We start from the raw sequence: 25,563 nt of genomic DNA, 5'->3' as shown, positions 1-25,563 counted from the left end.
TGCAGTTGTCTCGGCAGATCATTGCCGAGTAAGTTAGCGCAGCCTAACCTAACTGAAGTGGGGACTGTTTGTGAACGCGAGGGTGTTCCGGGACACGTACGGCGTACCGCACCTGCAGGCCGGGGATCCGCTCGCGTTGGTGTACCTGCAAGGCGTGAACGCCGCGCGGGACCGCGCCTGGCAGCTCGAGCTGGAGCGCCGGCGGTTCCTCGGGACGAGCGCGGCGTTCCTCGGGGCGGAGGCGGTCGGGTGGGACGTGTTCGCGCGGCAGGCGCGGTTGGCGGACACGGCGCAGCGGTGTTTCGAGGCGCTCGACGACGAGACGCGCGAGTGGGTCACGGCGTACGTCGAGGGGGTGAACCATGCGCTGCCGGGTGGTGCGTTGCGCGCGCCGGAGTTCGCCGAGACCGGGCTGACGTTGCAGAAGTGGGAGCCGTGGGCGCCGCTGGGGATCTGGTTGGCGGTGCACATTCTGTTCGCGGGGTTCCCTTCGAAGCTGTGGCGGACTCATGTCGCGCAGCAGCTCGGGGATGCTTCGCTGGAGTTGTTCTCGTCGGAGGGTCCGCATGGGGCGGGGAGCAACGGGTGGTTGATCCCGGGGTCACACACCGCCAGTGGTCAGGCGATCGTTGCGGGCGATCCGCATCGGTACATCGAGAGCCCTGGCGTGTATCAGCAGATCCGGTTGACGTGTCCTGAGTACGACGTACTGGGGCTTGCGGTTCCTGGAATTCCCGGGCTCGCGCACTTCGGGCATACCGGCAGCGTCGCCTGGTCCATCACCAACGCGATGGCCGACTACCAGGATCTGTACGCCGAACAACTCCGCCGAACTGAGTCGGGCGTGGAAGCGCTCGGCCCGACCGGTTGGGAGCCGGCATCGCTCCACACCGAGGTGGTAGAGGTCGCCGACGGCGCCCCAGTCGAGATCGAGGTGATCGAGACCGAGCGCGGCCCGATCATTCAGGACGGAATCAGTCTTCGGTATCCGCCGCGGGTCACCGGTCGGCTTGGGTTCGAGGTGATGGGGCGGTTGCTGCGGGCAACCAGCGTGGCTGACGTCGACGCGGCTTTCGACGAGTGGGTTGAGCCGGTCAACGTCGTACTGGCGGCTGATACCGCGGGTGGGTTGCTCCATCGGACAGCGGGTGTCGTACCTCGGCGGGCGCGGGAGAACAGGTTGCGCGTCGTACCGGCCTGGGAGGCTGGGTACGCGTGGGACGGCTGGCACGAGCTGCCCCGGGCGGACGTGGACGGCCCGGCAGTGATGGCTAATGCTCGGGGACTGGCGACGCCGTTGGGCATCGAGTTCGCCGCACCGCACCGCGCGGACCGCATCCGCGAACTGGTGGAAGCACGCGACGACTGGACGCTCGACGACATGCCGACCATCCACCGCGACACGTTCCTCGGCTCGGCAGGATCCGTCCTCGACCTGCTGACCGACCTCGAAGACCTCTCCACGCAAGCAGTTGCCCTCCGCACCGAACTGTTCGGCTGGGACCGCCACATGGACGCCGCGAGTACGACGGCCTCGTCGTACGCCGCGATCCGCAAGGCGCTCGTCTCCCGCCTTACCGACCACTTCACGATGCTCGAGAACGCCGACGTCGCCGAGATCTTCGTCCCGTGGATGGACCCGCTGACGCACGTCTCGTACGCGCTCGAGAACCTCCTCGCCACCGACCTGCTCCCCAACGTCAACGTCCAATGGCTTGCCCGCGAGGCCTTGGAAGAGGTCGCCGCCAACAGCCCGCGCCCGCCCTGGGGCGAGACCCACCAGCTGACACCGCTGCACGCGTTGCGCGGTCCGGTGTTCGCGCCGGGTGAGGAGCCGTACGACCTCAGCCTCTCCGGCGACCACCACTGCGTGATGTCGACGTCGAGCCTGCCCGGGCTCACCGACGTCTGCATCCGCGCGTCCGCGGCCCGGTACGCCTGGGATCTCGCCGACCGCTCGGCCAGCCGGTGGGTGGTGCCGCTCGGCGCGTCCGGCGTACACGGGGAACCGCACCACCATGACCAGTTGCCGTCGTGGTTGCGCGGCTCGCTCGTGCCTGCGGACGGCGCGGTGGTCCGGGAGGATCGCACGTACTCAGGCGCCGTCGACGGGTTCGGGACCGTGCGGATCGAGGAGGCGGATCCGTCGCGCGACCTCGACCTGATCTACGAGTGGGTGACGGCGGAGCGGGCGGCGTTCTGGGGCATGGGCGCGTTGTCGCGGGACGAGATCGCGGCGACGTACCAGTTCCTGGATTCGGTTCCGACGCATCACGTGTACGTCGTACGGCTGGACGACGTACCGGTCGCGCTACTGCAGACCTACGATCCGCAGGCGGATCCGGCGGGTGCGGCGTACGACGTCGCGGCCGGGGATCTCGGGGTGCATCTCCTGATCGCGCCCGGCGAGGCACGCGACGGGTTTACGGGTCATCTCGTCGGCGCACTCGCCCGCTTCGTCTTCGGCCACCTTGGGCATCCGCGGATCGTGGTGGAGCCCGACGTACGCAACACCCGCGCAATCGACCGTTTCCGCCGCAGTGGATTCGTCCTCGGTCCTGAAGCAAAGATCACCCAGCCGGACGGCAGTACCAAGACGGCTCAGTTCGCGTTCCTCACCCGTCGGCACTGACCCGCCGGCCACGATCCACGACTCGGCGGGTGGATCAGGTCATACGGTAGGTCTGTTGGGTGATCTTGAGGCGGGTGCGGTGGAAGCGGGCTGGGCCGGCGTTGTAGGTGGCTTGGCCTTCGGGGGTCCAGAAGGCGTCGGCTGGTACGGCGGTTGCGCCTGGGGGGATGAACTTCATGACCTCGGCGACTGCGGCGGCGGCGAACTGTAGGGCTTGGGCGACTGTCTCGGAGTCGTCGGCGGGTAGGTTGCCGGCCAGGTGATCGGCCAGGTCCATCCAGCGGCCTGGGTCGATGAGCTGCGACGGCTCGGCGCCGCCGAAGTTGGGGTAGTCGGCTGCGATTTCGTGCTCGGGGAGACCGAAGGTGTACTCGCGCTCGGCGTCGCAGTTCGGGCAGGTTGCGTCGTACACGCTCACGAGCTCGCCGTCGAGCAGGCCAGTCGCGTGCTGCCAGTCCGCGTCCACCTCCCCGCAGGTGCACGGGGTCAGGTCGAGGTAGAGCCGAGCCTCGTCACGAGTCCTTGCTACGGGCAACATCATTCTGCTCTCCGTTGTTCCTCGGCCGAAACCCCAGTATGAATAGGCCTCCACCGCGACGACACCGCCCCGATGGGCCGCGGGGTCGGCGGCATCGGCACAGTGGGCGGCATCGGCACAGTGGGCGGCATCGGGGCGGTGGGCGGGGTCGGCGCGGTCGGTGGAGTGGGTGGGCTTGGCGGCGTGGGTGGGGTGGGTGGGATGAGGTTTTGGTGGTCGGATTCGTGGAGGGTTAGGTAGGCGCGGCCGGTGGTGGCGGCGGGGACGTGGTTGATGGAGCGTTGGCGGGTGGCGCCGGTTGGGGTGTGGTGGGTGCGGGTGATGGTGAGGTCGTAGGCGACGCGGACGCGGACTGTGACGAGGTTGCCCTTCTCGAAGTGGCTGCGTTCGGCGCGGGCGCCGCGGAGGTCCGTCGTGGCGTCCGACACCTGGTCGCCGATGCTGGCCGATCCGATCGCGTATGTCCCGGACGCCGTGACCGGGAGCAACCGACCCGTGGTCGTGGTGGTGGAAGCCGTCTCCTGATGACGATTGACCTCCCCCAACTCCCCGGCAAACGGCTCGGAGACAGCCTCGACAGTCGACACCCGCGCGCGAATCGTCACCTCAACCGTGTCCTGCTTCGCCCCCGGAACCTCCAACGGAGCAAGCGTGAACCCCTCCTCCGACGCCATCCGACTGAACTGCCCGTTCCGCGCCGAAGCCGACAGCTTGTTCTCGAGCTCCGCAAGATGAGCCCGTACGCCGTCAACCCCGAGCAGTTCCTTGTCCGCCAACTCGTCGACCACCACGTCGAACAAATCGGCCCGCCCATCAACAGCCCCGACACCCTCGACGTGGTACATCGACGGCAACTCCACCTCCCCCGGCACAACGGGCACCGACGGCACCTTCCGCCCCACCGCGGCGGTCGGAATCAGCTGCACAACCTTCCCGGTCAGCACCCGCACCTTCGGCGCCACCGGTATCCGCGGCAACAACCGCTGCCCAAGCGGAGTACGCGTCGGCGCGGACGCATCGTGCTCCACCTCGATCCGCAACCGCATCCGCCGCCCGACCCGCGTCATCCCGTCGAACCCGGCGATACGTTCCAACCGCGTCACCTGATCGCCGGCGCTCGCCGACGTACCCTCGCTCCGATCCGTGCTCGCCGACCCGGACCGGGTGGGATCGACCGACCCGTCCGCTCCGAGCCCGGAAGACCGTCCGCTGCTCCGCGACCGGCTCCGATCGCCGTACAGGTACCGCTGCACGATCCCGACAACATCCTTCGCCTCGCCCAACTTCTCAGCCTCGTCCGCGAACTCGGCCCGGATCCGCACCGTCACCTGCTGCGCCGACAGCTCCCCCGGACGACCCACCGGATAGGCCCGCGCGAACCCGCTGCGACCGAGCATGTCCTCCAGCCGCCCCCACCAACGCTTCCCGGCGAGGTCCACGAACAGCGCCTGCTCCAACGCCGGATCCTCCGCCGGATCGACACCGAATTCGTTGCGCAGTACGTCGTACACCTCGGCCAGCAGTTCGTGGTTCGCGTCGAGTTCCGTGCTCTCGATCAGGCTGAACCCGAGGTGTTCCCGGTAGTGCTCCGGCAGATCGATCCGGGGCGGAGGCTGATCGCGCAGGATCTCGTCCAACCGCTGCTCGGGGGTCCCCGGTAGCGGTCGCGGGCTCGGACGGAGCTTCGCGGCGAGGGCCTGCGCGGTGTGCTCCGCAGACAGGGCTGGTACGGGCGTTCCACTCCGACGAGCCGCAGCCAGCTCCGCGCGATAACGACGTACCAACCCGGTCGCCGCCCGGCGATCGAGCTCCAGGTGCCCGTGCAGGTAGCGTTCGACGGCGTCGGCGACCTGCTGCAGCGGCAGGGCGAGTTCGTTCTGCGAGTAGAACCGGAGCGCGTCCCGCTCGGCGAGCTGGAACACGGTGCCGACGGTCGACTCCGTCGGCCGATGCTTGCCTACCGCAAGGGACACCTCGGCGTCGGCCGTGAAGACGTAGTGCCGCCCGGTCTCGATCGTCAGCCGTTCGACGCCCCAGATGTCCTGATCGGTCCGGGAGGTGGAGCCACTGGTGCCGAGTGATGCGGTGACCCCGCCGCCGACCGAGTTCTCGGAGGCCCCGAACGACGCCTGGGTGCTTCCGCCGTACGAACGTCCGGTCACCGATCCGTGGCTGCCGAGCGCGAGGTTGATGTCGCCGCTGACGGCTTCGGTCACGGCGACCAGCTGCGGGTTCTGCAGGCGGGCGGTGAGTGAGACCGCGATCCGTCTCGAGATCCCGCCGATGCCGGGCACCAGGAGCATGGTGCGGTAGCCGGAGGAGCTGATCCACTCCGGATGGGCGAGCAGGTTCCGCGGATTGAGGAACACACCGAGCTGCTGGAGCGCGGTCGCCTCGTCCCTGATCGCCTTGGGCAACTTCGCGGTGAACTCGGTGGCACCGAGCGCGAGCAAGGTCATCCGCTGGAGAACGGACGGTCGCACCGGTCCCGTCCGCGGGGTCGGCGGCAGAGCGTCGTCGTACGGCAGGAGGTCGCTGTCGATCAGGATGCGCGCGGTCTCGCCCGCCCTGGTGTAGAACGTCTCCGTACCCTCGGCGACGAAGGACGTGTGCTGCACTTCGATGACCACGACCGGTGACGTGCTCTCGACCAGCGTGACCTGGTTGATGGTGCCGCCGGCGAGCCAGCCGAGGACGCGGCCCAGCACCTGCCGTCCGTAGGAAAGCGCTGCCTTTCCGTCGAGGCCGGTCGTCGAACTCGTCGACAGCGGATCGGCCCGCCACGGCCAGGCCTTCGACCGCGACGACGACCGGCCGGCGGTTTCGGAGCCGACGTTGAGCACTCCGACGTCATCGCTGTAGCTGACGCCAAGCGGTTTCGACGCCAGCGGATCGATCCAATACCGCAGTACGGCGTTTTCCGTCGCCTGGCCCGTCCGTGCATGGGTGAGGGTGATCAGGATCCCGTCCCGGGCGGCGATGTCGTACCCGGCCTCCAGGCGCTCCGTCGACAGTTGTTCGCGCAGCTCTTCGAGGTTGAGCAGCTGGGCGTGCCGCTCGATCGGATCGGTCGAGAGCTTGGTGAGGTCGGGGTTTCCGTTGCTGTCCAGCGGCGGCACGAATCCGCGAGGCGCCATCCGCGCCATGATCGCCTCGAACGCCTCCTTCGCGCCGGTGACGGCCTGCACGTTCCACGGCCCGGCCGTGATGAGCCGGCCGGCGGCGTCCGTCGCCCACGCAGGAAACTCCAGTTTCCGGCCCGGTACGACGCCCTTCGGGTCGACCTCACCGTCGACGATCTGCCCGCCGTTGTGCACCGCGCTGCGATCCACCGGCAGCCCGTACCGGTACGCATCCTTGACCCGCACCCGCGCCACAACTGCGCTGTCCTCGCGCGTGGTCACCACCTCGCCGTCCAGCACCACCTTGACGACGTGTTCCAGCTCCATGCTGTAGGCCTGGGTCGGTCCCGTGAAACGGTGTACGCCGACGTGGATCGACGTACCGCCGCCGGACAGGGCTGCCGACCGCGTCGCCGTACGACCGCCGCTCACCGTCGGTCCGACATCGGTGCCGTCCGTGGCGACGTCATGCACCGCCTCACCGTCGTACCCGGCCTTCAGGGTCACCGAGGCCGAAGCGCCGAAGGACTGCTGGGTGCTGGTCGTGCTGAAACCGATCCGGACCGACTCCTGCCAGTGGGTGGTGCTTTGCGCGCCGACCAGCCCGACCTTCTCGTACCGGATCCGGGTGGTGACCTCGACGTGCCCGACCGGCTTTCCGTCGACGGTCAGCGGCCGCAGTACGGCGTGGTCGGTGGACTCGGCCAACCGGCTCGGGAGGTCGTTGTTCAGGATGGCGTGCAGCTGTTCCTCGAGCTGCGTGCGGTCGGAGCCGAGTTTGGCGAAGCGGCCCTCGTTGTCCGCGATCACCTTGTCGGTCAGCTTTTCCAGGCCGGTGACCGACGTCAGGAGATGGGCGGGCAGACGGCCGTTCGCGAGATCGAAACGCCGCTCGGTGCCCTTGGCGGCGTCGACGGTGTACGCATGCGACACCCAGGCGCGGAGCTCGGTCGCGTCCTTCGCGTTGCCCTCAGCAACTGTTTCGGCCGCGGACCACGTTCGGTCGGTGCGGACGTCCAGTTGCCAGGACGCCTTGCCTGTATAGAGAACGGACTCGCCACGATTGTCCTCGACCGCGCCGGTCTGCGCGTACTCGGCGGCGTTCCCGGTGACAGCGCGGGCGTGCCCGGTGCCGACCTCGAGCTTGAGCGTGAGGTCGCCGAGCCACGGTTGGCGGATGGCCGTGCCGAGGAGCTTCAGGAGCGCCTTCAGCGGCACCGTGAAGGTCTTGTCGAACCGCGAAGTCGCAGACGTGGCGATGCGCCGGCCGCTCTGCGGGAACACGCCGTTGATGATCTCCGAGGCCTTGACCTTCGGATCGCGGACCTCGACCAGTTCGGCGACGCTGAGTTTGATGCGGAGGTCGGCGGGGTGCTTGGTGCCGACGCGCAGTACGACGCCGTCGTCGGTCAGGATGCGACCGAACTCGGCGCTGAGCAGTTGCTGCAGCGCATCGGCGGTGAACGTGTGGTCGATGCCCTTTGCGATCAAGGTGGCGTTGATACGTTCGGTGAGCGCGGTGAGGTGCGGGAGGCGGCCGGTCGGCTGCATGCTCGGCAGCGCGGCGGCCGGCGGAGCGAGACCCTCCAGAGCCGTCTGGTACGCCGCGACTTCGGCCGCGAACTTGTGCGCTTCGGCGACGAGGCGACGTGGTGTGGCGGTTGCGATGCTCTGCAGGAGTTGGGCGTAGCCGGCTCGCGCTGCGATCAGGTTGGCGCGTGCCCGCTGGTAGTTGGAGGCGATCTGGTGGTGCCAGTTGGCGAGGTCGGTCTGCTTCTGTACCTCGGCCGCGGCCGCGCGGCGGCGCGCGGCCGCACCGTTGTCCTTGGCAACTTGATCGCGCTTTCCGGCCTCTTTGCGGGCCTCCTCGATCGCCTTCTTGGCAGCCGTGTGTTTGCTGTCGATCAGGGCGTCGAGAGACGCGATCGTCTCGTCGAGACCGGTGAGCTGGCGGGTGATCGCGGCCTTGAGCTCCGCCCGCAGGTCGAGTGGGATCGGGGTGTTCCACGGGAGGGTCGGCGGGATGTGGCCGCCTTGGCGGATCGCATTGACGAGCTCTTCGATGTCCTGACGAAGCTCCGGCCGATCGCCGAGTGCCCACTGCCGTTGGAGGTAGCGGAACTCGTTGAACTGGGCATCGACACGGGCATTCCGGCCGGTGCCGGTAAGGCGGCTCAACAGCCGACGCAGCGGTCCACCTTCGGGCGCGCGCAGTTCCTGCAGGGTGTGGCTGAGCTCGCGCACCCAGACCCGCGCCAACTGGCTGTCCGAAACCCACGGCGCAAACGTCACCACATGCGGGTCCTGCGCGGTCCCCGCCCGCATCTCGGTCGACGCAACCTTCCCCCGCCGAACGCGCCCCACCTGCACCCGGAAGTGCTGCGTCGCAACCACAACCAGTTGCCCGGCCACGACCGGATCCCCAACGCTCAACCCGCCAAGATCAGCCCCAAGCACACCACCCACAGCCGCCAGAACCCGAGGCGCAGACCCCACCCGCCCCCGCCCATCCCGCGCAGCGTCCGGCCGCTCGCCTGCTAGTTCCCGGGCGCGGCGGGTGATTTCGGCGGCGGCTACGCGGTGGGCTGCGGCGCGGAGGATGTTTGCGGGAGATTGCACGGCGGGCCGAGTCGCTGGCACGCCGAGGTGCTCCGCCAGGCGGCGTACTGCTTCCGCGTCGAGGGCTTCCTGCCTGGCTCCCGGCTGACCGAGCTCGGCGGTGATGCGAGAGAGCGTCTTCGCGGGAATCACCACCTGCCGCCCGTCGGACGTGGTCACCCGCACGCCACCGTCCTCCAGGTGGATCGCGCCCAGATCCACCACCGCGGCGCGTACGGCGACGTCAGCCACCCCAACCGACGCCACCAGCACCTGGTTGTCCAGGGCAACGATCAGCTCCGGGAGCGATAGATCCTCGTGCAGGGCGCTGCGCCCGGTCGCCGCCTCCCGCACGTATGCGTCGTCGACCAACCGATCGTTCAGAACCCGCAGCCGAACGCTCACAACGTGCCCATCCGCGATCAGCTGCTGAACGCGTTGCTCCAACGCCGCGAATTCCTGCTGCGAAATCGCCACCCCCGGCGGAATCAGACCGCGGGCCCGATCGCGCGCGAACGCCCAGTCGAGCGGGATCCGGGACAGGGCCTCGGACCTCCCATCGGGGTTCAGGAGGCGCTCCGGCGGGAGCACTTCGTGCAGGTCCAGTACGACCTCGTCGGCGCGACCCGGCGTACCGAAACTCCACCTCGCCCGGTTCGCCGAGTCGTTGGGCCGGACCTCACCCGCCACCGGACCGCCGGCCGGATCGAACGCGGCAGGCGTGAGATACCGCTGCGGTGCGGCGTCGGCTTGGCGGTGACGGCCTGCTGGCGACTGCTGGTCGGTGATCATCTGCTCGACAAGCGCACGTACGTCGGCCGGCCCGTACACATCCCGCGCCTCCGCCGCCACAGTGCTGTGCGGATCCGTCACCTCCACCGTGAACTCCAACGCATCAACCACGGCATGCCGACCGGCAACCTTCGTCACGGTGACGTCGACCTGATACCCGGCCCGCACAAGCTCGACCCACCGCGCCTCCAGCCGGGCCAACGCCTGCACATCACCCACAAGCTCAGCCGGCAACACTCCCGCCAGCCCATGCTCAGTAACACCAAGACGAACGCTGTCCCCCACAACCCCGAGAGAGACAGGTTGCGTGTGTTGAGTTGGGTCGGCGGCGCGCGCGACGGTTGAGTGCAGGCGGTTGGCGATCTCAGCGACGGGTGCTCGGCGGTAGGTGACGCTCTCGTTGGTGACCGGGTCGGTGACGTGGGCGGTTGCCTCCAGCCACTTCGTCTCTGGGTTCATCGCGAGGGTCAGGTCGACCTCGAGCCCGCGCCGTACGGCGGACTCGACCGCCTCCTGCAGTTGCACGAGGTCCTGCCACGGCACCCGCGCATCCGCCGGTAACACACCCTCCGCCGCGCCCCGGAAGCCACCCCACCCCGCCAGCATCGCGTCGACAACCAGCCGACGCACACCACCCACAGACGGCTGGGCACCGTCCGCGGACGGCCTGGGTGGGTGGAGGTGGCGGATTCGGAGGGTCAGCTCGCCGTTTTCGCCGACGAGGACCTCGTTGCGCTTCGGTGCACCGGGGTGGTCGGGCTGACGAGAACCGTTCCCGGGTGGAGGAGTGGGGCGTCCTTGCGATCCATCATCAGCCGGATCCGGGTCACCTCCGATCCGGCGGTGCAGCGGAGTTCCACGCCCAGTACCGTCACGTCCTGGTTCGTGCCCTGGACCCGGAGGATCGTGCCGGCCCGGACCGCCCCGCTCTGGAGCTCGCCGGGCGTCATCAGGCCGGGTCGGCTCGGCAGGTCGACCGTCGACTCGATCGTGAACCTGATTGCCGTCATGTGCTCGTACCCTTTCGACTGCGGCCGCTTCGCTCGCGTAGGCCTCGCGTTCGAGTTCGGCTCTGCTGATTTCGTCGACCGGCCGGCCCGCCCGGAACTGGTCGGCGTGGGTCTTCTCGTGGGCGAGGGTCGCAGCCAGGGTCTCGCGGTCGGCGAAGCTGGCCGGCCCCAGACGGATCTGGACCGTACCGTCCGCCAACTGCATCGCGCTCGCACCCACGTTGTCGCGATCGAGGTCCGCGAACTCGGCGGGATCGGTCACGATCACCACGTCGATCCCGGACACGTCCACACCCGCTACGGCGGCAACCTCCTCGACCGTCTCCGCCGTACGCTCCAGCTCACTACCGTTCTCGGCCACGTCCTGATTGGTCCGCGCCGGATGCGCATGATCGTGCGCCGCGCCCGGCGGAGTCAGGTCGAACTCGGTGATGGTGATTCCGACCGCGGTCCGCCCGTTCTCGAGCAGCGGCTTCACCATGAGGAACTCGACTTCACCGGCGTCGAGCGCGGCCAGCATCGCCTCGGCCAACTGGATCTCGTTGTCCAGCGGTACGTCGGTGTGCGGCCTGGCCGGCGCGGCGATCGGGCCCTGCCCCAGCTCCCGAGGCTTCGCCGGAGTGACGCGGCGTTCGTTGTCGAGCACCGCGGTCGGGCCGCCGCGGCGGATCATCTCCATGAGAATGCTGCGGATGTACTCGCGGTGCCCCTGCTCGTACGACAGGTCGTTCGCACCCCGCCGGGACCCGAGCGCGCCGTTGACGCTCTTCGCCTCACCGATCGCGAAGCCGAGGATCCGGCCGGTGCCGCGTTCGAGCCGGACGAAGATCTTGTCGAACCGGCCCGAACCGGCGTACTCGTCCGCGAACACCCGGTGCACCTCTTCCACGCCGGGGTTCCGCGCACCGAGCCAGCTGAGCAGCAGATCGGCGAAGCTCTCGCCCATCCTCCAGCCGGCGTCCTGCGGTGTCGGGAGCTCGTCCTGCAGCGACTCGTCGATGATGACGGGCGCGTTCTTTGGCCGCTTCGGCCGCTTGCGCCGCGGAGGTGCCTCCTTGCTCGCGTTCCACATGTCGGCTTCGTCCTGGTACGCGCGGCGGTGTTCGGGCGTGCGGCCCAGCTTCGGATCGTCCAGGGGTACGTCGATCGGCGGACCGGACTTCTTGACCGCGGGAACCACCTCGACCGCTCCGAAGTCACCGGTCTCGACCAGGTACTTGAGACCGGGAACCTGTATCTCCACAACGGTCCCGTCAGGTGTCATGGCCGTGAACGTGTCGCGCTCGGACCGGCGATTGACCTTGCCAGTGGGTTCGCCGGTCGCCTGCGATGTGTCCGGTGTCTGGTAGTAGCGCTTCCGCGTCGCGATCGCTGCCGGCGTGAGTTCACCGTCGGGGCCGCGCTCGTTCAGCCTCTGCACGAACGCGACCATGGCCGCGTCCTCCACCGACTGCCCCTCCGCCGGCGTCACAGGAATCGCCTCTTCCGGCCCCCGAGGTCCAGGCGGCGGGCTGACCGATCGGTTCAGCACGGGTCGCGGATGTTCCGCGGGGACGACCGGCGCAAGTTTGTTGCTCTCAGCCTCTTCGGCGTTGGCGATTTCGTCGTTCGGAGTCGGGCTGACCGTCTGCACCAGGTCCTCGAGCGTGCTGGGGCCGAAGGTGTGTTTTCCCTTGGGATGGGTCACTTCGACGGTCAGGCGTACGCCGTCCGCATCGGCGGTCGGTCGCGGTACCCGGGTCACCTCGACCCGAACGTCGAGACCGGCCTTCTCCAGCAGGGTCAGTCGTTCGTGCAGCGTGTCCAGGGTTTCCGGGTTCGCTACCAGGTGGTCCGGTATCGCCGTGCGGACGTCGATCACCCGCGGGCGGAAGGTCGCCGACTGCCCGACGTTCAGGTCACCCGGCGCGGTCCGCGGGGCCGGCGGATGTCCGGAGTCGAAGGCGCCACGCTGTACGGCCGTGGCTGCCTCGGCCAGGTTCGTCTGGGCAACGTGGACGACCTCGCCACCGGCACGGAAGAGCGTGATTTCGGCGTGGAGCTCCACGATCCCGGTCTCCGCGTTCTGTACGGCGCGGAACGCCAGATCGAAGCTGTGGCCGGCGCGGGCCAGCGCGGCGAGCTGTTGCTGCATGAGGTGAAAGGCCCACATCTGGAATTGCGTGCCCGAAGGGACGATGTCCCGGTGCCGCACCTTGCCGGCGACCCAGGAGTACGGATTGGTCCGCTTCGCGCTCGGCGTACCGTGCTGGTTGGCCCCGCGGAACTCGATGCGTACCTCAGCAGGCTTGCCCTCGCGACCGACCGTTCGCCGCACGACGTTGTCGCCGTCCTGAGCGAGCACCTCACCGGGATCCTCAACAGTCTCGCTGCCGTTCCCAGGGCCGTTGGAAGGCCCGGACCGCTCTGACGTGGTGTGCGCCGGAAGCGGCTTCGGGGCGTCGTTCGACTCTTCGGTCGCGGGCGACGGCAGTGCCGCCGTCTGGGCCTGCGCCTCACCGACCAGTGCGGCGCCGCCAGGCGTCACCACGTTCGCATCCACATCCACGTCCGCCGCAGGCGCCGTCGCCTCGGGCGTAGCAGTTGCCTCGGTCTCGGTGCTGGTACCGGACTTCCGGGGTACGTCGTTCTGCGGCGCCGCCTGCACGGCGGCAGTGGTGTTGCCCTGAGCAACTGGTGCGGTGGTCTCGGCTGGATCCGCCTTCTGGACCGCCGGGATGGTGCTGGGCGGGTTACTGGTCTGCTGACCGACGCCGGTAGGTGCCGACCCCTGGCCGGCGAGATGCGATCCCGTACCAGTCACCTGAGTCGCCGTGGGCGCGGCCGTTCCAGCCGCCACCGGGGCGGCCGACCCACTCACGTCCTGACCGCTGCTCACATCGGCAGGTGCTCCAGCCTGCTGCTGCACATGCTCGCCCTGCCCGGGCTGCTGGACCGAGTCCGCCCCACCGGGCGGGACGTCGTTCGCAACGTTGTGCGATTCGCCGGTGGCAGGAGGCGCCGGCGGAGACGTGTCAACGGCAGGCTGTGCGGTCGCCTCGGCCAGCTCCGGAGATCCTGAGTCGTCCGAGTCTTGCTGATCGGCAACCTGATTGTCCTGGTGCTGTTCGTCGTGCTGTTGGTCCGACGGTGGTGTCCTGTTGGGCTGCGCATGCCGATCGACGTGCGCATCCTGCGACGATCCGCCGGAGTGGCCGGTCGGCGCCCCACCCTGTCCGCCACCACTCGCCGAACCACCCGATGCAGACCCGTTTCCACCGCCGACCGACGAGCCCGCGCCAGAACTCGCAGCACCACCCGGAGAGGTATTCGACGCGGATCCCGGCGACTGCGCGGTGTGACCCGGACCCTGCCCTGCCTCGGCTGTCGGAGTATTGGGCGGCCCGCCGTGCGGGTCGACGTACGGCGCCATACCGCGGGCTTCGCGTACTCCGTTGAAGAAGTTCTGGCCCATGGCGTCGCCGGCATGGACCGAGTGCACGCGACTCGCCCCGAGTACGCCGGCCTGGAACCAACCCTCCGACAACGCTCTGCCGAATTCCGGCACCTTCCCGGTGACGAGGTAGTTCGCCAACTCGCTGGAAATCGGCGACGTGATCGCGTTGGTAGCAAAGGCATTGCCACTGCCTTGCAAGATGTACGGAACCCGGCTCCCGACACGATTCGCGTCGGGAAGACCGGCGATCCTTCGCCCGACCTTGCCGGCCGCGTTCAGGCCGCTGCTCATCGGCGAACCCAGGACGCCGGCCAGCGCGGAGATCCCGACCTGCTGCCAGTCGATGTTCTTCCGCGCGCCGTCCCAGATGTCGAGCTGCTGTGCGACGAGTTCGGTCAGGGCCTCCTCGACGCCTTCCCAGGCGGTATGGCCGACCAGCGACAGCGCCCGCGCGCCGAGCCCGCCGGCCGCCGCGTGGGTGAGTTCCGCCGCTGCCCGGATCAGCCCGGAGAAACGCTCGACCAGCACCGCAGCGAGCCGCCAGCGGAACAGGTCGCCGATCCCCGGCGGCAGCAGGAACGTCAGGGCGAAGAAGAACGCGTTCATGATCAGCTCGGACCAGATCTGATTCTTGGTCTGTCGCACGTCCGTGGCGAACTTCGTGCACATCGCCGACATCTGTTCGAAGGCGCGGACCGCCTCCTGGTAGCCCTCGTTGCCGAGCGCCTGCTTGAGGTTCTCGTGATAGAGCTGCCCGTTCTGGTCTCCCCAGACGGCCGGGATCCGGTCGTTGCCCGCCTGCGCCGCCTCGATGGTGTCGGCCATGGCCTTCTCGACCGTTTTCCAGTTGGCGCCCATCCGGTCCGCGGCGTCCTCGTCGACGTTGGGAAAGATCTGGGTCGAGTCGACGAGTTTCTGCAGCCAGTCCCACAGCGGACCGGAGGGCTCGGGAATCACTACACCCTGCGCAACCGGTCGGCCTGCTGGTTGGCGAGCTCGACGTACTTGGCCACGATCTCGTTCGCGTTCGTGCCCATCTTGGTGAAGTTCTCCTCGGCACCCGCCGCGAGCTTCTCCAACTGTGGTTTGCTGGCGTTGTAGTTCTGCCGGAACGCGGCGCTGAGATCGTCCAGTCCGGTTCCGACCGCGGCCTCGTCGGCCGCGAGGGCCGGGCCGATCGCCTTCCAGGTGTCGCCGAGGATGCGGCCGGCGTCGCCGATGGCGTGCGCCGCCGCATTCGTCTCGGACGGGAACATGTCGAGGTCTCCACCGCTCCCGTGCAGGCTGATCTGCTCGCCGGCCATCAGCGGGCTCCGCCCTCGGTCGATCGGCCGGCCATCCGCAGGAACGGCTCGAACGCGAATTCCTCCGGGCCGTCGAGGTCCATCGGGAAGAGGTCCGTCAGCTTCGTGCGGACGGCGTCCTGGGCCTTGGAGTGCGCGTCGTTGATCACCGTCCGGATCTGCTCGGCCAGCACCTCCGCGTCCGGCATCCGGTAGATCCGGGCGTCGAGGACGAGGTCGACCAACTCGCCGTACACACCGACGGTGGCCTCGACCAGGCCGTCGGAAGACTCGGCCGTGCCGGTCGCGCCTTCCATCGTGGTACGAATCCGGCGGGTCTCGCGGTTCAGGTCCTCGAGCCGGCTGGCCTGCGCGCTGCCGGTCTCAGCGCCGAAGGAACTCATGTTGCCTCCTCGATCTGGGGACGAACGAGAGTCTGCAGCCGGGACGTGCCGCGCTCAGGCGGTTGACCTCTTCCGGCCACCCGGGACTACGCCCGACGGGGATCTCCGACGCTCAGGAGGTGAGATCCCACGCGAAGAATCGATTCGGGGCCGCCGCGGTGGCCGGTGCACTGGCCATCGGGCCCGCCGTGGCCGCCGTACCGGCGGACGCCGCGCCTCCGAAGGGCGCATGCCGCAACGCCGAACCGGCCCATCCGGTGCAGAAGGCACTGCCGTGGGCGCAACAGCTCCTGATGCCGCAGCGCGCTTGGCCGTTCAGCACCGGCAGCGGGGTCACGGTCGCCGTGATCGACTCGGGTGTCGACGCGGACCATCCGCAACTGCACCGCCCCGGCAAGATCCTTCCCGGCCGCGACTTCTATCTGAAGGGCAAGCTGCCGGGCAACTACGACTGCATCTCGCACGGGACCGGGGTTGCCGGCATCATCGCCGCCGACGGCCGGCCGGGGGTCGGCTTCGCGGGCGTTGCCCCTGGGGCCAGGATCCTGCCGGTGCGGGTCAGCGAGCGGGAGACGGACAACTCCGGCAACACCGAAGAGATCAATCCGAATATCCTTGCCAAGGGCATCAAGTACGCCGTCGACGCCCGGGCCCGGGTGATCAACCTCTCGCTGGCCGGTTTCCGCGACGAACGACCGGTCCGCCAGGCGATCGCCTACGCGGTCGCCCACGACGTCGTCGTAGTCGCGGCGGTCGGCAACGGGCAAGGCTCCGACAGCGGGAAACTCCCGTCCTACCCCGCGTCCTATCCGGGGGTGATCGGCGTCGGCGCGATCGACAACGCCGGGGCACGGGTGAGCGCGTCCCAGGTCGGTCCGTACGTCGACCTAGTCGCACCGGGCGGTTCGGTACTGGCGCCGACCCGCGTCGCCGGGCAAGCCTACGAGGACGGCACGAGCTTCGCCGCGCCGTTCGTCGCCGGTACGGCGGCTCTGGTGAGGGCCGCGTGGCCCAAGCTGACCGCCGCACAGGTCGCCCAACGATTGATGGCCACTGCTGACCCGGCCCGCGGCGGGAGTGGCAGCCAGGAGTACGGCGCCGGCATCGTCGATCCGTATCGAGCCGTCACGGAAGGGCTCGCCGTCGGCGCGGCGAAGAAGTTGCCTGCGGCCCACGTTCCGCCACCCGACGAGCATGCGCTCGCGCTCGCGGCCTGGTGGCAGTCGCGCGGATCACGGGCGCGGATCACCGCCGTACTGGCCGCCGGTGGAATGGCGGTCGTCGTGCTGCTGTCGTGGTTGATGACAGCGGGGCACCGCCGCCGTTGGGCCGTGGGTCGATCGGCGATTGCCCACAACGCCAGCGGCGAACAGGCGGATCTGCCACCGGAGTTCCTCTTCACCCGTTCGGACCGCGACGCCTGAGCCCGCAACAGATGAGTCCCGGCCGATTCTCCGGCCGGGACCCATCTGCTGGCTACGCGGTCAGACCCGCAGGCTGCCCGCGATACCGCGGCAGGTCGCCAGAGTGGACTGGCCGTCGGCCACGACCTGGTCCATCACCGTGCCTCGCTGCACGGCGTCCGTGCCGTGTGCGTGGGTCTCGTTGGTCTGCAGCTGGACGTTGGCGAAATAGTCGGTGTAGTCCTCGCTGCACCACGCGCCGGACGCGAGTGCGTTGGCAGCGCTCGCCTGGTCCTGAGCGGCGGTCATCCGCTCCTGACCGAGGTTCCGGTATCCCTGGGCAGCGTCCATCATGCCGCCGAACTGCTGGAAGATCTCAGCCATCGGTGTCTCCTCTCTGTCCGATCAGGCCGTGGGCATGTTGACCGTGCCGAACGAGTGCACGTTGCCCGCGCTCATCTGGTCGTAGATGTTCGTGATCTGCATCATTCCGTCGGACTGCACGCCGGCCTGGTTCTGGCCCTTCAGGCTTGCGGACTGGCTCCAGTTCTCGTGCCCCGCCACGTTGGTCTGGTACGCCTCGCCGCGCATCGACCCGCCCAGATCCATGGTGTTCGCCTGCGACCGGCGGACGTTGTCCCCCAGTGTTTCGGCGTACGCCGCAGTCTGGTTGGCGTGGTGGGCCATCTCGGGCGTGAGTCCCTGAATGAAGGCTCCGGCCATGACTGTCTCCTTTCTTGTCAGGTGCTTCCGCTCAAAAGCTAAGGAGCGCACGACACCGGGAGGTCTTGGCGGCACGTTCCTGCCATCCACGTCCACGCACCGGTCCGTACGCGTGAGGATCCTCGTGGACAGACCTCACGGAAGGGGTTCGACGATGGCGACCATGTTGGTCCGGCGTCCGATGCGGCGGCTCGCCCCGGAGCTCCCGAGCGGTGAACTGTTGCTCGAGGCACCGCCCGAGGTGCCGGAACCGGGCGGCCGGCAATGGATGCAGATGTTGATGGTGCTGCCAATGGTCGCGATGATGGGCGCGATGATGCTGATGTTCTCCGGGAGCATCGGCAGCAGCCTGCGCTACGTGATCTTCGGGCTCTTCGGCCTGGCGATGCTGGGCATGATCGTGATGGCGTTCTTCTCCCGCACCGGTGGCGGCAAGGCCGAGATGAGCCAGGCCCGGCGGACGTACCTGCGGCACCTGGCCCAGCAGCGGATGCGCCTCAGCAGGTCGATCGAACAGCAGCGGGAAGCCCTCGGCTACCTGCATCCGGAACCGGAGTCGCTCTGGGCGCTGGCCGGCAGTTACCGGCTGTGGGAACGCCGTCAGGACGACGTGGACTTCGGCGCCACCCGGATCGGCGTCGGTTCGCAGAATCCCGCCACCACAGTGATCCCGCCGGACACCCAGCCGCTCGAGCGCCTCGAACCCCTGTCCGCGCTGGCCCTGAGACGGTTCGTGGCGACGTACTCGACGGTGCCGGGGCTGCCGCTCGCCATCGCGATCACGGGTTTCAGCCGGATCTATCTGCCAGGTGATCGGGAACGGTCCCGGGCGATGGTCCGCGCGATGATCGCGCAACTGGTGACGCTGCAGGCGCCGGACAACCTGCGGATCGCGATCTGTGCCGCTGCGGAGGATCTCGAGGACTGGGAGTGGGCCAAGTGGCTGCCGCACACCCTGCATCCGGAACGCAGCGATGCGCTCGGATCGCTCCGGCTGATCGCAGGATCGATCACCGCGCTCGAGGCGATGCTGGACGACGTCGTGAGCAATCGTCCGCGGTTCGATCCGGACGTCGCCGGACGGGTCACCGGCCCACACCTGGTGGTGGTCGTGGCCGGTGGCGACATCGACGGATCCGACCACCTGCTCGTCGGCCCTGGGCTGGAAGGCGTGACGGTGCTCGACCTGACGGTGCCGCCACCGCGAGCGATCGACTCGACAGCGATCAGCCTCGACATCGCCACCGACGGCGCCATTGCGGCCGAGACCATGGAGGGCGAGGAGCATCTCGGCCAGGCCGACAGCCTCGACATCGCCGCTGTGGAAGGGCTTGCCCGGCAGTTGGCCCCACTGCGGCTGACCGCGGGCTCGCAGGGCGACCAGCCACTGAGCGCCGACCTCGGCCTGGCCGAACTGCTCGATCTGGGTGATCCGTTCGACTTCGATCCCGACGACACTTGGCTGCCACGGCCGATGCGGGAGCGGCTCCGGGTCCGATTCGGTCTGCGTGCCGACGGGCAGCCGATCGAACTCGACCTGAAGGAGTCGGCCCAGGAGGGCATGGGGCCACACGGGTTGTTGATCGGTGCGACCGGTTCGGGCAAGAGCGAGCTCCTTCGGACCCTGGTACTGGCGCTCGCCATCACGCACCCGCCGCGATCCCTGAACTTCGCACTCGTCGACTTCAAGGGCGGTGCGACCTTCACCAGGCTCGACGCACTGCCGCACACCAGCGCGGTGATCACCAACCTGGCCGAGGAACTTCATCTGGTCGACCGGATGAGCGATGCGATCAACGGTGAGCTGCTCCGCCGTCAGGAGCTGCTCCGGGCCGCAGGCAACTTCGCGTCGTTGCGCGACTACGAGAAGGCGCGCACGGCCGGAGCACCGCTCGAGGAGGTTCCGACCCTGCTGGTGATCTGCGACGAGTTCTCCGAGTTGCTGACCGCCCGTCCCGACTTCATCGACATGTTCGTCCAGATCGGACGCGTCGGCAGATCGCTCGGCGTACATCTGCTGCTGGCGAGCCAGCGGCTGGAGGAAGGCAGACTGCGCGGGCTGGAGACACACCTGTCGTTCCGGATCGGTCTGCGGACCTTCTCCGAGATCGACAGCCGGACCGTGCTGAACGTCAGCGACGCATTCAAGCTGCCGCGTGCCCCGGGCCACGGCTTCCTGAAGGTCGGCACCGAACAGATGGACCGGTTCCGCTCGGCGTACGTGTCCGGAATCCACCGGCGGCCTACCGCGGACAGCGTGCCGCTGCAGGACAACACGGTCGAACTGCTCGACTACTCCAGCCGGTACGTCGCCCCGGCGATCACCGAAGAAGTCGAGGAGGACGACGATCCGGACGGTGTCTTCGACGAGTCCGGTGGCGACACGCTGCTGGAGATCCTCGTCGATCGTCTGGAAGGCCGGGGTACGCCGGCCCGCCAGATCTGGCTGCCTCCGCTGGACAGGCCGCCGGCGCTGGGCGAGGTGATCTCGCAGCTCGCCCAGGATCCCGGAAACTCGTTCGTCACGGGCCGGCTGCAGACGGTCGCCGGCGTCGTCGACCGGCCGCTCGACCAGCGCCGCGACCCGTTGCTGCTGGACCTGTCGGGCGGAGCCGGTCACGTCGCGGTCGCGGGTGCCCCGCACACCGGCAAGAGCACCGCGCTGGCCGGCATCATCACGGGCCTCGCCCTGACCCACACGCCCGAGGAAGTGCAGTTCTACTGCCTCGACTTCGGCGGTGGCGTGCTGTCCAGCCTGCGCGACCTGCCGCACATCGGAACGACCGCGGGTCGGCAGGACACCAACGCCGTACGCCGAACCGTCATCGAGTTGCTCGGGATCATCGCCGAGCGGGAGAAACGCTTCGCGCAGGACGGTATCGACAGCATGGCGACGTACCGCGAACGGCGTCGGCGGGGCGAGGCGGGCGATTCGCCGTACGGCGACGTCTTCCTGGTGATCGACGGATGGCAGACGATCCGCAACGACTTCGAGGACCTCGAGCAGGCGCTCGGCGACCTGGCCACCCGCGGTCTCGCGTACGGCGTGCACCTGATCATCAGCGTCGCGCGCTGGTTCGATCTGCGGACCAACATCCGCGACCTGTGCGGTACGAAACTCGAACTGCGGCTGGGCGACCCGATCGACTCTCTGATCGACCGCCGAACGGCGGCGCTCGTCCCGGAACATGCACCCGGGCGCGGTGTCACGACGAACAAGCACCACTTCCTGATCGCAGCACCGCGACTCACCGACAGCGAGGACCGGGTCTCCGTCGGCCTGAATGAACTCGTTGCCGCCGTCAAGGAAGCCTGGCCGGGCAAGCCGGCGCCGGAGGTCAAGCTGCTGCCCGGTGACGTGCCGTACGTGACCAACGACGGCGCCAGCTCCCGCGAGCACGGGTTGGCTGTCGGCGTCGCGGAGCGCAGCCTGGAGGCGGTGCTGCTCAACCCGAACGCCGACCCGACGTTCATTCTCCTGGGCGATACCGGTGCCGGGAAGTCGGGCTTCCTGCGGACGATGGCGCATCGGATCCGGGAGACCTACACGCCGGAGCAGGCACGACTGCTGGTCGTCGATCACCGGCGCAGCCTGTTGGGTGATGTCGAGAGTGAGCACCTGCTGGGCTACGGCGCCAACCACGCGGTCACGGCCGAGCTCATCAACGGCCTGGCCAACGTCCTGCAGGAACGGCTGCCTGGTCCCGAGATCACTGCCGAACAGCTGCGTGAACGGAGCTGGTGGGAAGGGCCCGAGCTGTTCGTCCTGATCGACGACTACGACCTTGTGGCCTCCGCGGAGAACCATCCGCTGATGCCGCTGTTGCCGTTCATCCCGCAAGCCGCCGACCTCGGTCTGCGGATCTACGTGGCCCGCCGGACCGGCGGCGCCATGCGCGGGCTGTTCGAGCCCGTTCTGGCCCGGATGCGAGACGTGGGCTCGCCAGGCCTGCTGATGTCCGGCAGCCGCGAGGAGGGTCCCCTCCTCGGCGGTCTCCGAGCCCAGCCGATGCCACCCGGCCGCGGCTGGCTGATCACCCGTCAAGGCACCAACCAACTGATCCAACTGACCAACTCACCGACCAAGGAGGACTGATGGCGGACCTAGACGCCAGAACAGAAGCATTCCAGATAGCCGGCAGCGGCCTGGCCAGCGTGACGGACGACTTCTCGGCGAAGATGCGGGAGGCCGGAAACAACTCGGCATCGCCGGCCGCCGGAGGCGGAACGGCCGAGAGCGTCGCCTTCATGAAGACCGAACGAGATGCCCGCAACACGCTCGTTCAGTACATGTCGAACACCGCTGACGGCCTGCAGGGCTACCAGTCCGCGATCACCGAGATCGGCGGCGCGCTGGACCGGAACGTCGAGGTGACCAAGGCCCGTCTGACCAAGCTCCTGAAACCGCTGGAAGGCAACGTCCGGCCGAACCAGGTGTTCGACCCCGGTCACGCGGTCATCTACCAACTCGACCACCCACGTCCCAATCCCGCCCCGGAAGGAGGCCACTGATGGCTGACGCAGAAGGCGGAGGCGCTTCGTCCATCAGCACCGTGACCAGCCAGATCGGTGGTGCGCAGACGGTCCAGGCGTGCGTCGATCTGATGACGACGCTCTCCACGATGATGCAGACGGACGCGCAACTCAGCACTCCGCTGGAGACAGCGGGAATCATGTGGAACTCGTCCGCGGATGCCGTCAACTCCGCACATCTGCAGCTCCACTCGGTCACCGAGACCCTGCTGCAGGACTGGCGCAGCGAGGACTCCAAGGACTTCGTGGCTGCACGGACAATCACCGAAGCATCACTCTCGACGTCGTACGACGCCATGGCTCCGGTGCAGGGTGTGCTCAACGCCCTCGCGGGGCAGATCAGGACGACGGCCACAACCGTCGAGACGAAAAGAGAAGAACTCAACAAGGTGGTGGAGCAGTACAACGCGGCGAAGGCCGCGGGGGCGAACCCTTCGTTGCAAGGGACAGCATCGGTGTACGGTGCCGCTCCCCATTCCGTTGACGAAGCCTACTGGGCGGGCAAGGCCCGGGAACCGTTGCAGGCGGCAGGTGACGCGATGATCGGGCTCGCGGGGAAGTACAGCCTCGCGGGGTCGTTCGTGACTTCCGACGCGCAGAAGCTGAAGTGGGACGGTCCCGGCAGCAGGAACGGAGCGCCCACGACGAAGGCCCCGACCAGCACACCCTCTGTGCCCAGCTCGCCAGGCGGGCCTACGGGTGCCGACCCGGCGGCCGCTGACCCCGGTGGCCAACAGGCGGGGCCGGCCGACCAAGGTGGCGGGGCGCAGGATGCCGGTGCCGGTGGAGGCGCGGGCGGGATGGAAGGGGCCGGTGGGTCGGGGGGTTCCGGTGCGGGATCGATTCCGGGGGTGCCCGGTGGCGGCGCCGGGTTGGCCGGGATGCCTGCGGCCTCGACGGCGGTCCCCCGGTTCGAGGGGTCGCTGCCGAACGTGGCGACCGTGCCGCCTACCCACACGCCGGTTGTGCCGCCGATGAGCACGCTGCCGGTGGGTGCGGTACCGGGCGGATCCACCGGCGGACGCGGTGTCGGCAAGGTTCCTGGCGGTGGGGTCGGCGGCGGTCTGCCGGGTGTTCCCGGTGGCGGAGGCAGTCAGAAGGGTGTCGACTCCCAACTGCCGCGCGCAGTCGCCGAGCCCGCGTCGTCGCAGGGTCCGCTGTCGGGCGGGCGTGCGCCGGCTGCCCCGAGCGGGCTCGCCGGTGGCACTGGCGCCGGGGCTGCGTCTGGCGCGGGCGGGATGCCGCCGATGATGCCGCCGATGGGTGGTGCGGCAGGTGCCGGTAGCAACAAAGCCGGGCGGCCCGGCAACGGCGTGATCGCGCCGGGGAACCGTCGGCGTGATCGGCAGCAGGGCGACACACCGGGTGTCCCGGTTGGGCTGCGTGGCAGGGCGGGCAAGGACCTGCCCGGCGCGTTCCCCGCCGTACCGGTGAACACCCGAAGGCGCAAGGAGAAGACCGAGGCTGCCAACACTCTCCAGCTCCTCGACGAGGATCTCTGGAAGGTGGAGGCCACCGACGCGAAGTCGGCCCCGCCCGCCACACGCCAGGAACGCCGCCCCGCCAACTGATCACGGTCATCCTTGAGCACCCATCAACCATCTCGGCGACTCGAAAATGGTTGATGGGAGCTCAAAGACGACAGAGCTGGACTGCGGCTGCAGTACTAGGGCACGGGCTGCACGGCGGCGGTGGGGTTGAGGCCGGGGCCTTGGGGGATCCGGGCTATCAGAGCGGCCGGGATCGGGACCGGCTGAACTCCGCCGTAGCCCAGGGTCTGGATCAGCTTGGGGTCGGACAGCGGGTAGGAGCGTCCCATGTCGGTGACCACCGAGATCGTGCCGGCCGGGGCATGATCCGACGGGCGCGCCTCGACGACCGCCGCCGTACCAGGGGCGATCAGGATCCGGTCGGCGAGGACGGTGTCGCGCGGGGTGCGCTTCGTGGTCGCGGTCATCGCATCCGGCAGCGGCATCGCCGGGTCGATCAAGATCGCAGGGAGCGACTGGCCCGGGGTGAACGCGGCGCAGACGGTGCCGATGCCGTCCCGCGGGCCGACGAAGCGCGGCCAGACGCGCGGCACCGCACCTTCCACGGTGCTGACCGCCGGCAGTTGGGCCTCACTGACCGACATCAGGTTGAGCTCGATCGCCGTCGGCGACTTGCCGCCGTACGCCGCCTTGAGCGGAGCGTACGCACGCTGGATGTCGTACTGCACGTCACTGATCGGCAGCAACGCCTTCTGCGTCGCCAGGTAGTACTGCCTGCCCGCAGACGTCTGTACGACGAAGAGCTGGCCCACCAGCGTCTTCGGCCGGCCGGGTACGACGGTTGTCGGCGTACCGATTCCTGCCGGTCGCAGCGGGGCGATCGGCTGACCGTCGGGGAGCGCCGCCACGAACGCAGCGCCCACCTGGGTGACCGGCTGCGAATGCAACGCGACCGCGACTGTGGCGATGTCACTCTTGGCGATCCGATGCCGGTAGCCGTCGCTGAGGAGGTACTCGGCACCGGTCTCAATCACCCGGACGAGCATCGCGTCCTCGGTCATCGCCGTACCGGCGCCCGGCCGCTGTCCGATCATGAGCACCGACTCACTGGTCCGGGTTCCGGCCTGGTCGCGGGACGGTTGGGAGCACAGCGTCCACCCGCCACCGAGTAGCTTGGACGCCGGCGGCAGGGCGTCCGGCGCGTCCTGGATCCCGATCCGTGGACCGCGCGGGACACCGGCGAGCGACCGCTGCGAAACCCGCAGCGTCTGCCCACGTTTGCCGATGGCAAGCAACGCGGACACGTAGTTAGCGACCGGGTGCAGGTGGCCGTTGAGATAGACGAAGCGGGTGCCGGTCTCCTTCTCGACGATCACGCTGTCGCCTTTGATCCAGGCCTTGTTGCCGCCCGGCACCACCATCCCGTACACCCACACGACGGCCAGCGCGAGGATCATGATCGCGACCCCGCCGAACGCCGCGGAGGTGGCCCGCTTGAACGGCGGCTGCTCGGGGTCGGTCTCCCGGGTGACGAGCGCGGACACCATCCGCTGCACCGAGAACTGGTGCGACTGCAGCTGGTCCTTCCTGGTCGCCATG

Annotated in this window: 12 protein-coding genes; 5 read left to right on the top strand and 7 right to left on the bottom strand. The window is 68.7% G+C overall.

Annotated elements, in window-relative coordinates; genetic code table 11:
- Positions 1 to 70 precede the first annotated feature (70 nt).
- Positions 71 to 2,632, top strand: coding sequence for a GNAT family N-acetyltransferase (locus EV649_RS38545; protein ID WP_130388679.1), 2,562 nt, complete (start codon positions 71 to 73; stop codon positions 2,630 to 2,632).
- Between the two features lie 34 nt (positions 2,633 to 2,666).
- Here the strand turns inward: EV649_RS38545 and EV649_RS38540 are convergent, their stop codons facing one another.
- From EV649_RS38540 to EV649_RS38525, 4 genes are read right to left on the bottom strand one after another with little or no spacing between them, the layout of a single operon-like run.
- Entirely contained in the window at positions 2,667 to 3,173 is a 507-nt protein-coding gene (locus EV649_RS38540) for a hypothetical protein (protein WP_130388678.1), read from the bottom strand.
- Positions 3,170 to 15,085, bottom strand: a complete 11,916-nt coding sequence (locus EV649_RS38535; protein WP_130388677.1) for a hypothetical protein — start codon at positions 15,083 to 15,085, stop codon at positions 3,170 to 3,172. The genes EV649_RS38540 and EV649_RS38535 overlap by 4 nt, the downstream gene beginning before the upstream one ends.
- Positions 15,085 to 15,432: a hypothetical protein gene (locus EV649_RS38530; protein ID WP_130388676.1), complete on the bottom strand. Its 348-nt coding sequence runs from the start codon at positions 15,430 to 15,432 to the stop codon at positions 15,085 to 15,087. Before EV649_RS38530 ends, EV649_RS38535 begins: the two co-directional genes overlap by 1 nt.
- Positions 15,432 to 15,815: a YbaB/EbfC family nucleoid-associated protein gene (locus EV649_RS38525; protein WP_130388675.1), complete on the bottom strand. Its 384-nt coding sequence runs from the start codon at positions 15,813 to 15,815 to the stop codon at positions 15,432 to 15,434. Before EV649_RS38525 ends, EV649_RS38530 begins: the two co-directional genes overlap by 1 nt.
- Before the next feature lie 119 nt (positions 15,816 to 15,934).
- Between EV649_RS38525 and mycP the strand changes: the two genes are divergently transcribed.
- On the top strand, positions 15,935 to 17,239 hold the full coding sequence (gene mycP, locus EV649_RS38520) for a type VII secretion-associated serine protease mycosin (RefSeq protein WP_241999219.1): 1,305 nt from the start codon (positions 15,935 to 15,937) through the stop codon (positions 17,237 to 17,239).
- A gap of 60 nt (positions 17,240 to 17,299) precedes the next feature.
- Here the strand turns inward: mycP and EV649_RS38515 are convergent, their stop codons facing one another.
- Together EV649_RS38515 and EV649_RS38510 are read right to left on the bottom strand one after the other, a co-directional pair.
- On the bottom strand, positions 17,300 to 17,602 hold the full coding sequence (locus EV649_RS38515) for a hypothetical protein (protein WP_130388674.1): 303 nt from the start codon (positions 17,600 to 17,602) through the stop codon (positions 17,300 to 17,302).
- 21 nt (positions 17,603 to 17,623) lie between these two features.
- Positions 17,624 to 17,941: a hypothetical protein gene (locus EV649_RS38510; RefSeq protein WP_130388673.1), complete on the bottom strand. Its 318-nt coding sequence runs from the start codon at positions 17,939 to 17,941 to the stop codon at positions 17,624 to 17,626.
- A 154-nt stretch (positions 17,942 to 18,095) separates the two neighbouring features.
- Here EV649_RS38510 and eccCa point away from each other — a divergent pair, with 154 nt between their 5' ends.
- The 3 genes from eccCa to EV649_RS38495 are packed head-to-tail and all read left to right on the top strand — an operon-like array spanning position 18,096 to position 24,045.
- The gene (eccCa, locus tag EV649_RS38505; protein ID WP_130388672.1) at positions 18,096 to 22,037 is read left to right on the top strand and encodes a type VII secretion protein EccCa; all 3,942 of its coding nucleotides are present in this window, start codon (positions 18,096 to 18,098) and stop codon (positions 22,035 to 22,037) included.
- Positions 22,037 to 22,453, top strand: coding sequence for a hypothetical protein (locus EV649_RS38500; protein WP_130388671.1), 417 nt, complete (start codon positions 22,037 to 22,039; stop codon positions 22,451 to 22,453). Before eccCa ends, EV649_RS38500 begins: the two co-directional genes overlap by 1 nt.
- Complete coding sequence (locus EV649_RS38495; protein WP_130388670.1) at positions 22,453 to 24,045, top strand: hypothetical protein; 1,593 nt, start codon at positions 22,453 to 22,455, stop codon at positions 24,043 to 24,045. Before EV649_RS38500 ends, EV649_RS38495 begins: the two co-directional genes overlap by 1 nt.
- Positions 24,046 to 24,140: 95 nt before the next feature.
- On the opposite strand, the gene eccB is transcribed toward EV649_RS38495, so the two are convergent.
- Positions 24,141 to 25,562: a type VII secretion protein EccB gene (gene eccB, locus EV649_RS38490; protein ID WP_130388669.1), complete on the bottom strand. Its 1,422-nt coding sequence runs from the start codon at positions 25,560 to 25,562 to the stop codon at positions 24,141 to 24,143.
- Between the last annotated feature and the right edge of the window lies 1 nt (position 25,563).

The sequence above is a fragment of the Kribbella sp. VKM Ac-2569 genome (assembly GCF_004216905.1).
GTDB lineage: Bacteria > Actinomycetota > Actinomycetes > Propionibacteriales > Kribbellaceae > Kribbella.
The sequence above is the reverse complement of the archived record's forward strand: the minus strand, read 5'-3'. Positions and strand labels throughout refer to the sequence as shown.

Coding starts and splice junctions, on each gene's coding strand:
- EV649_RS38540 (WP_130388678.1), bottom strand. CDS start 3,173: ATGATGTTGCCCGTAGCAAGGACTCGTGACGAGGCTCGGCTCTACCTC.
- EV649_RS38530 (WP_130388676.1), bottom strand. CDS start 15,432: ATGGCCGGCGAGCAGATCAGCCTGCACGGGAGCGGTGGAGACCTCGAC.
- EV649_RS38525 (WP_130388675.1), bottom strand. CDS start 15,815: ATGAGTTCCTTCGGCGCTGAGACCGGCAGCGCGCAGGCCAGCCGGCTC.
- EV649_RS38515 (WP_130388674.1), bottom strand. CDS start 17,602: ATGGCTGAGATCTTCCAGCAGTTCGGCGGCATGATGGACGCTGCCCAG.
- EV649_RS38510 (WP_130388673.1), bottom strand. CDS start 17,941: ATGGCCGGAGCCTTCATTCAGGGACTCACGCCCGAGATGGCCCACCAC.
- eccCa (WP_130388672.1), top strand. CDS start 18,096: ATGGCGACCATGTTGGTCCGGCGTCCGATGCGGCGGCTCGCCCCGGAG.
- EV649_RS38500 (WP_130388671.1), top strand. CDS start 22,037: ATGGCGGACCTAGACGCCAGAACAGAAGCATTCCAGATAGCCGGCAGC.
- EV649_RS38495 (WP_130388670.1), top strand. CDS start 22,453: ATGGCTGACGCAGAAGGCGGAGGCGCTTCGTCCATCAGCACCGTGACC.
- eccB (WP_130388669.1), bottom strand. CDS start 25,562: ATGGCGACCAGGAAGGACCAGCTGCAGTCGCACCAGTTCTCGGTGCAG.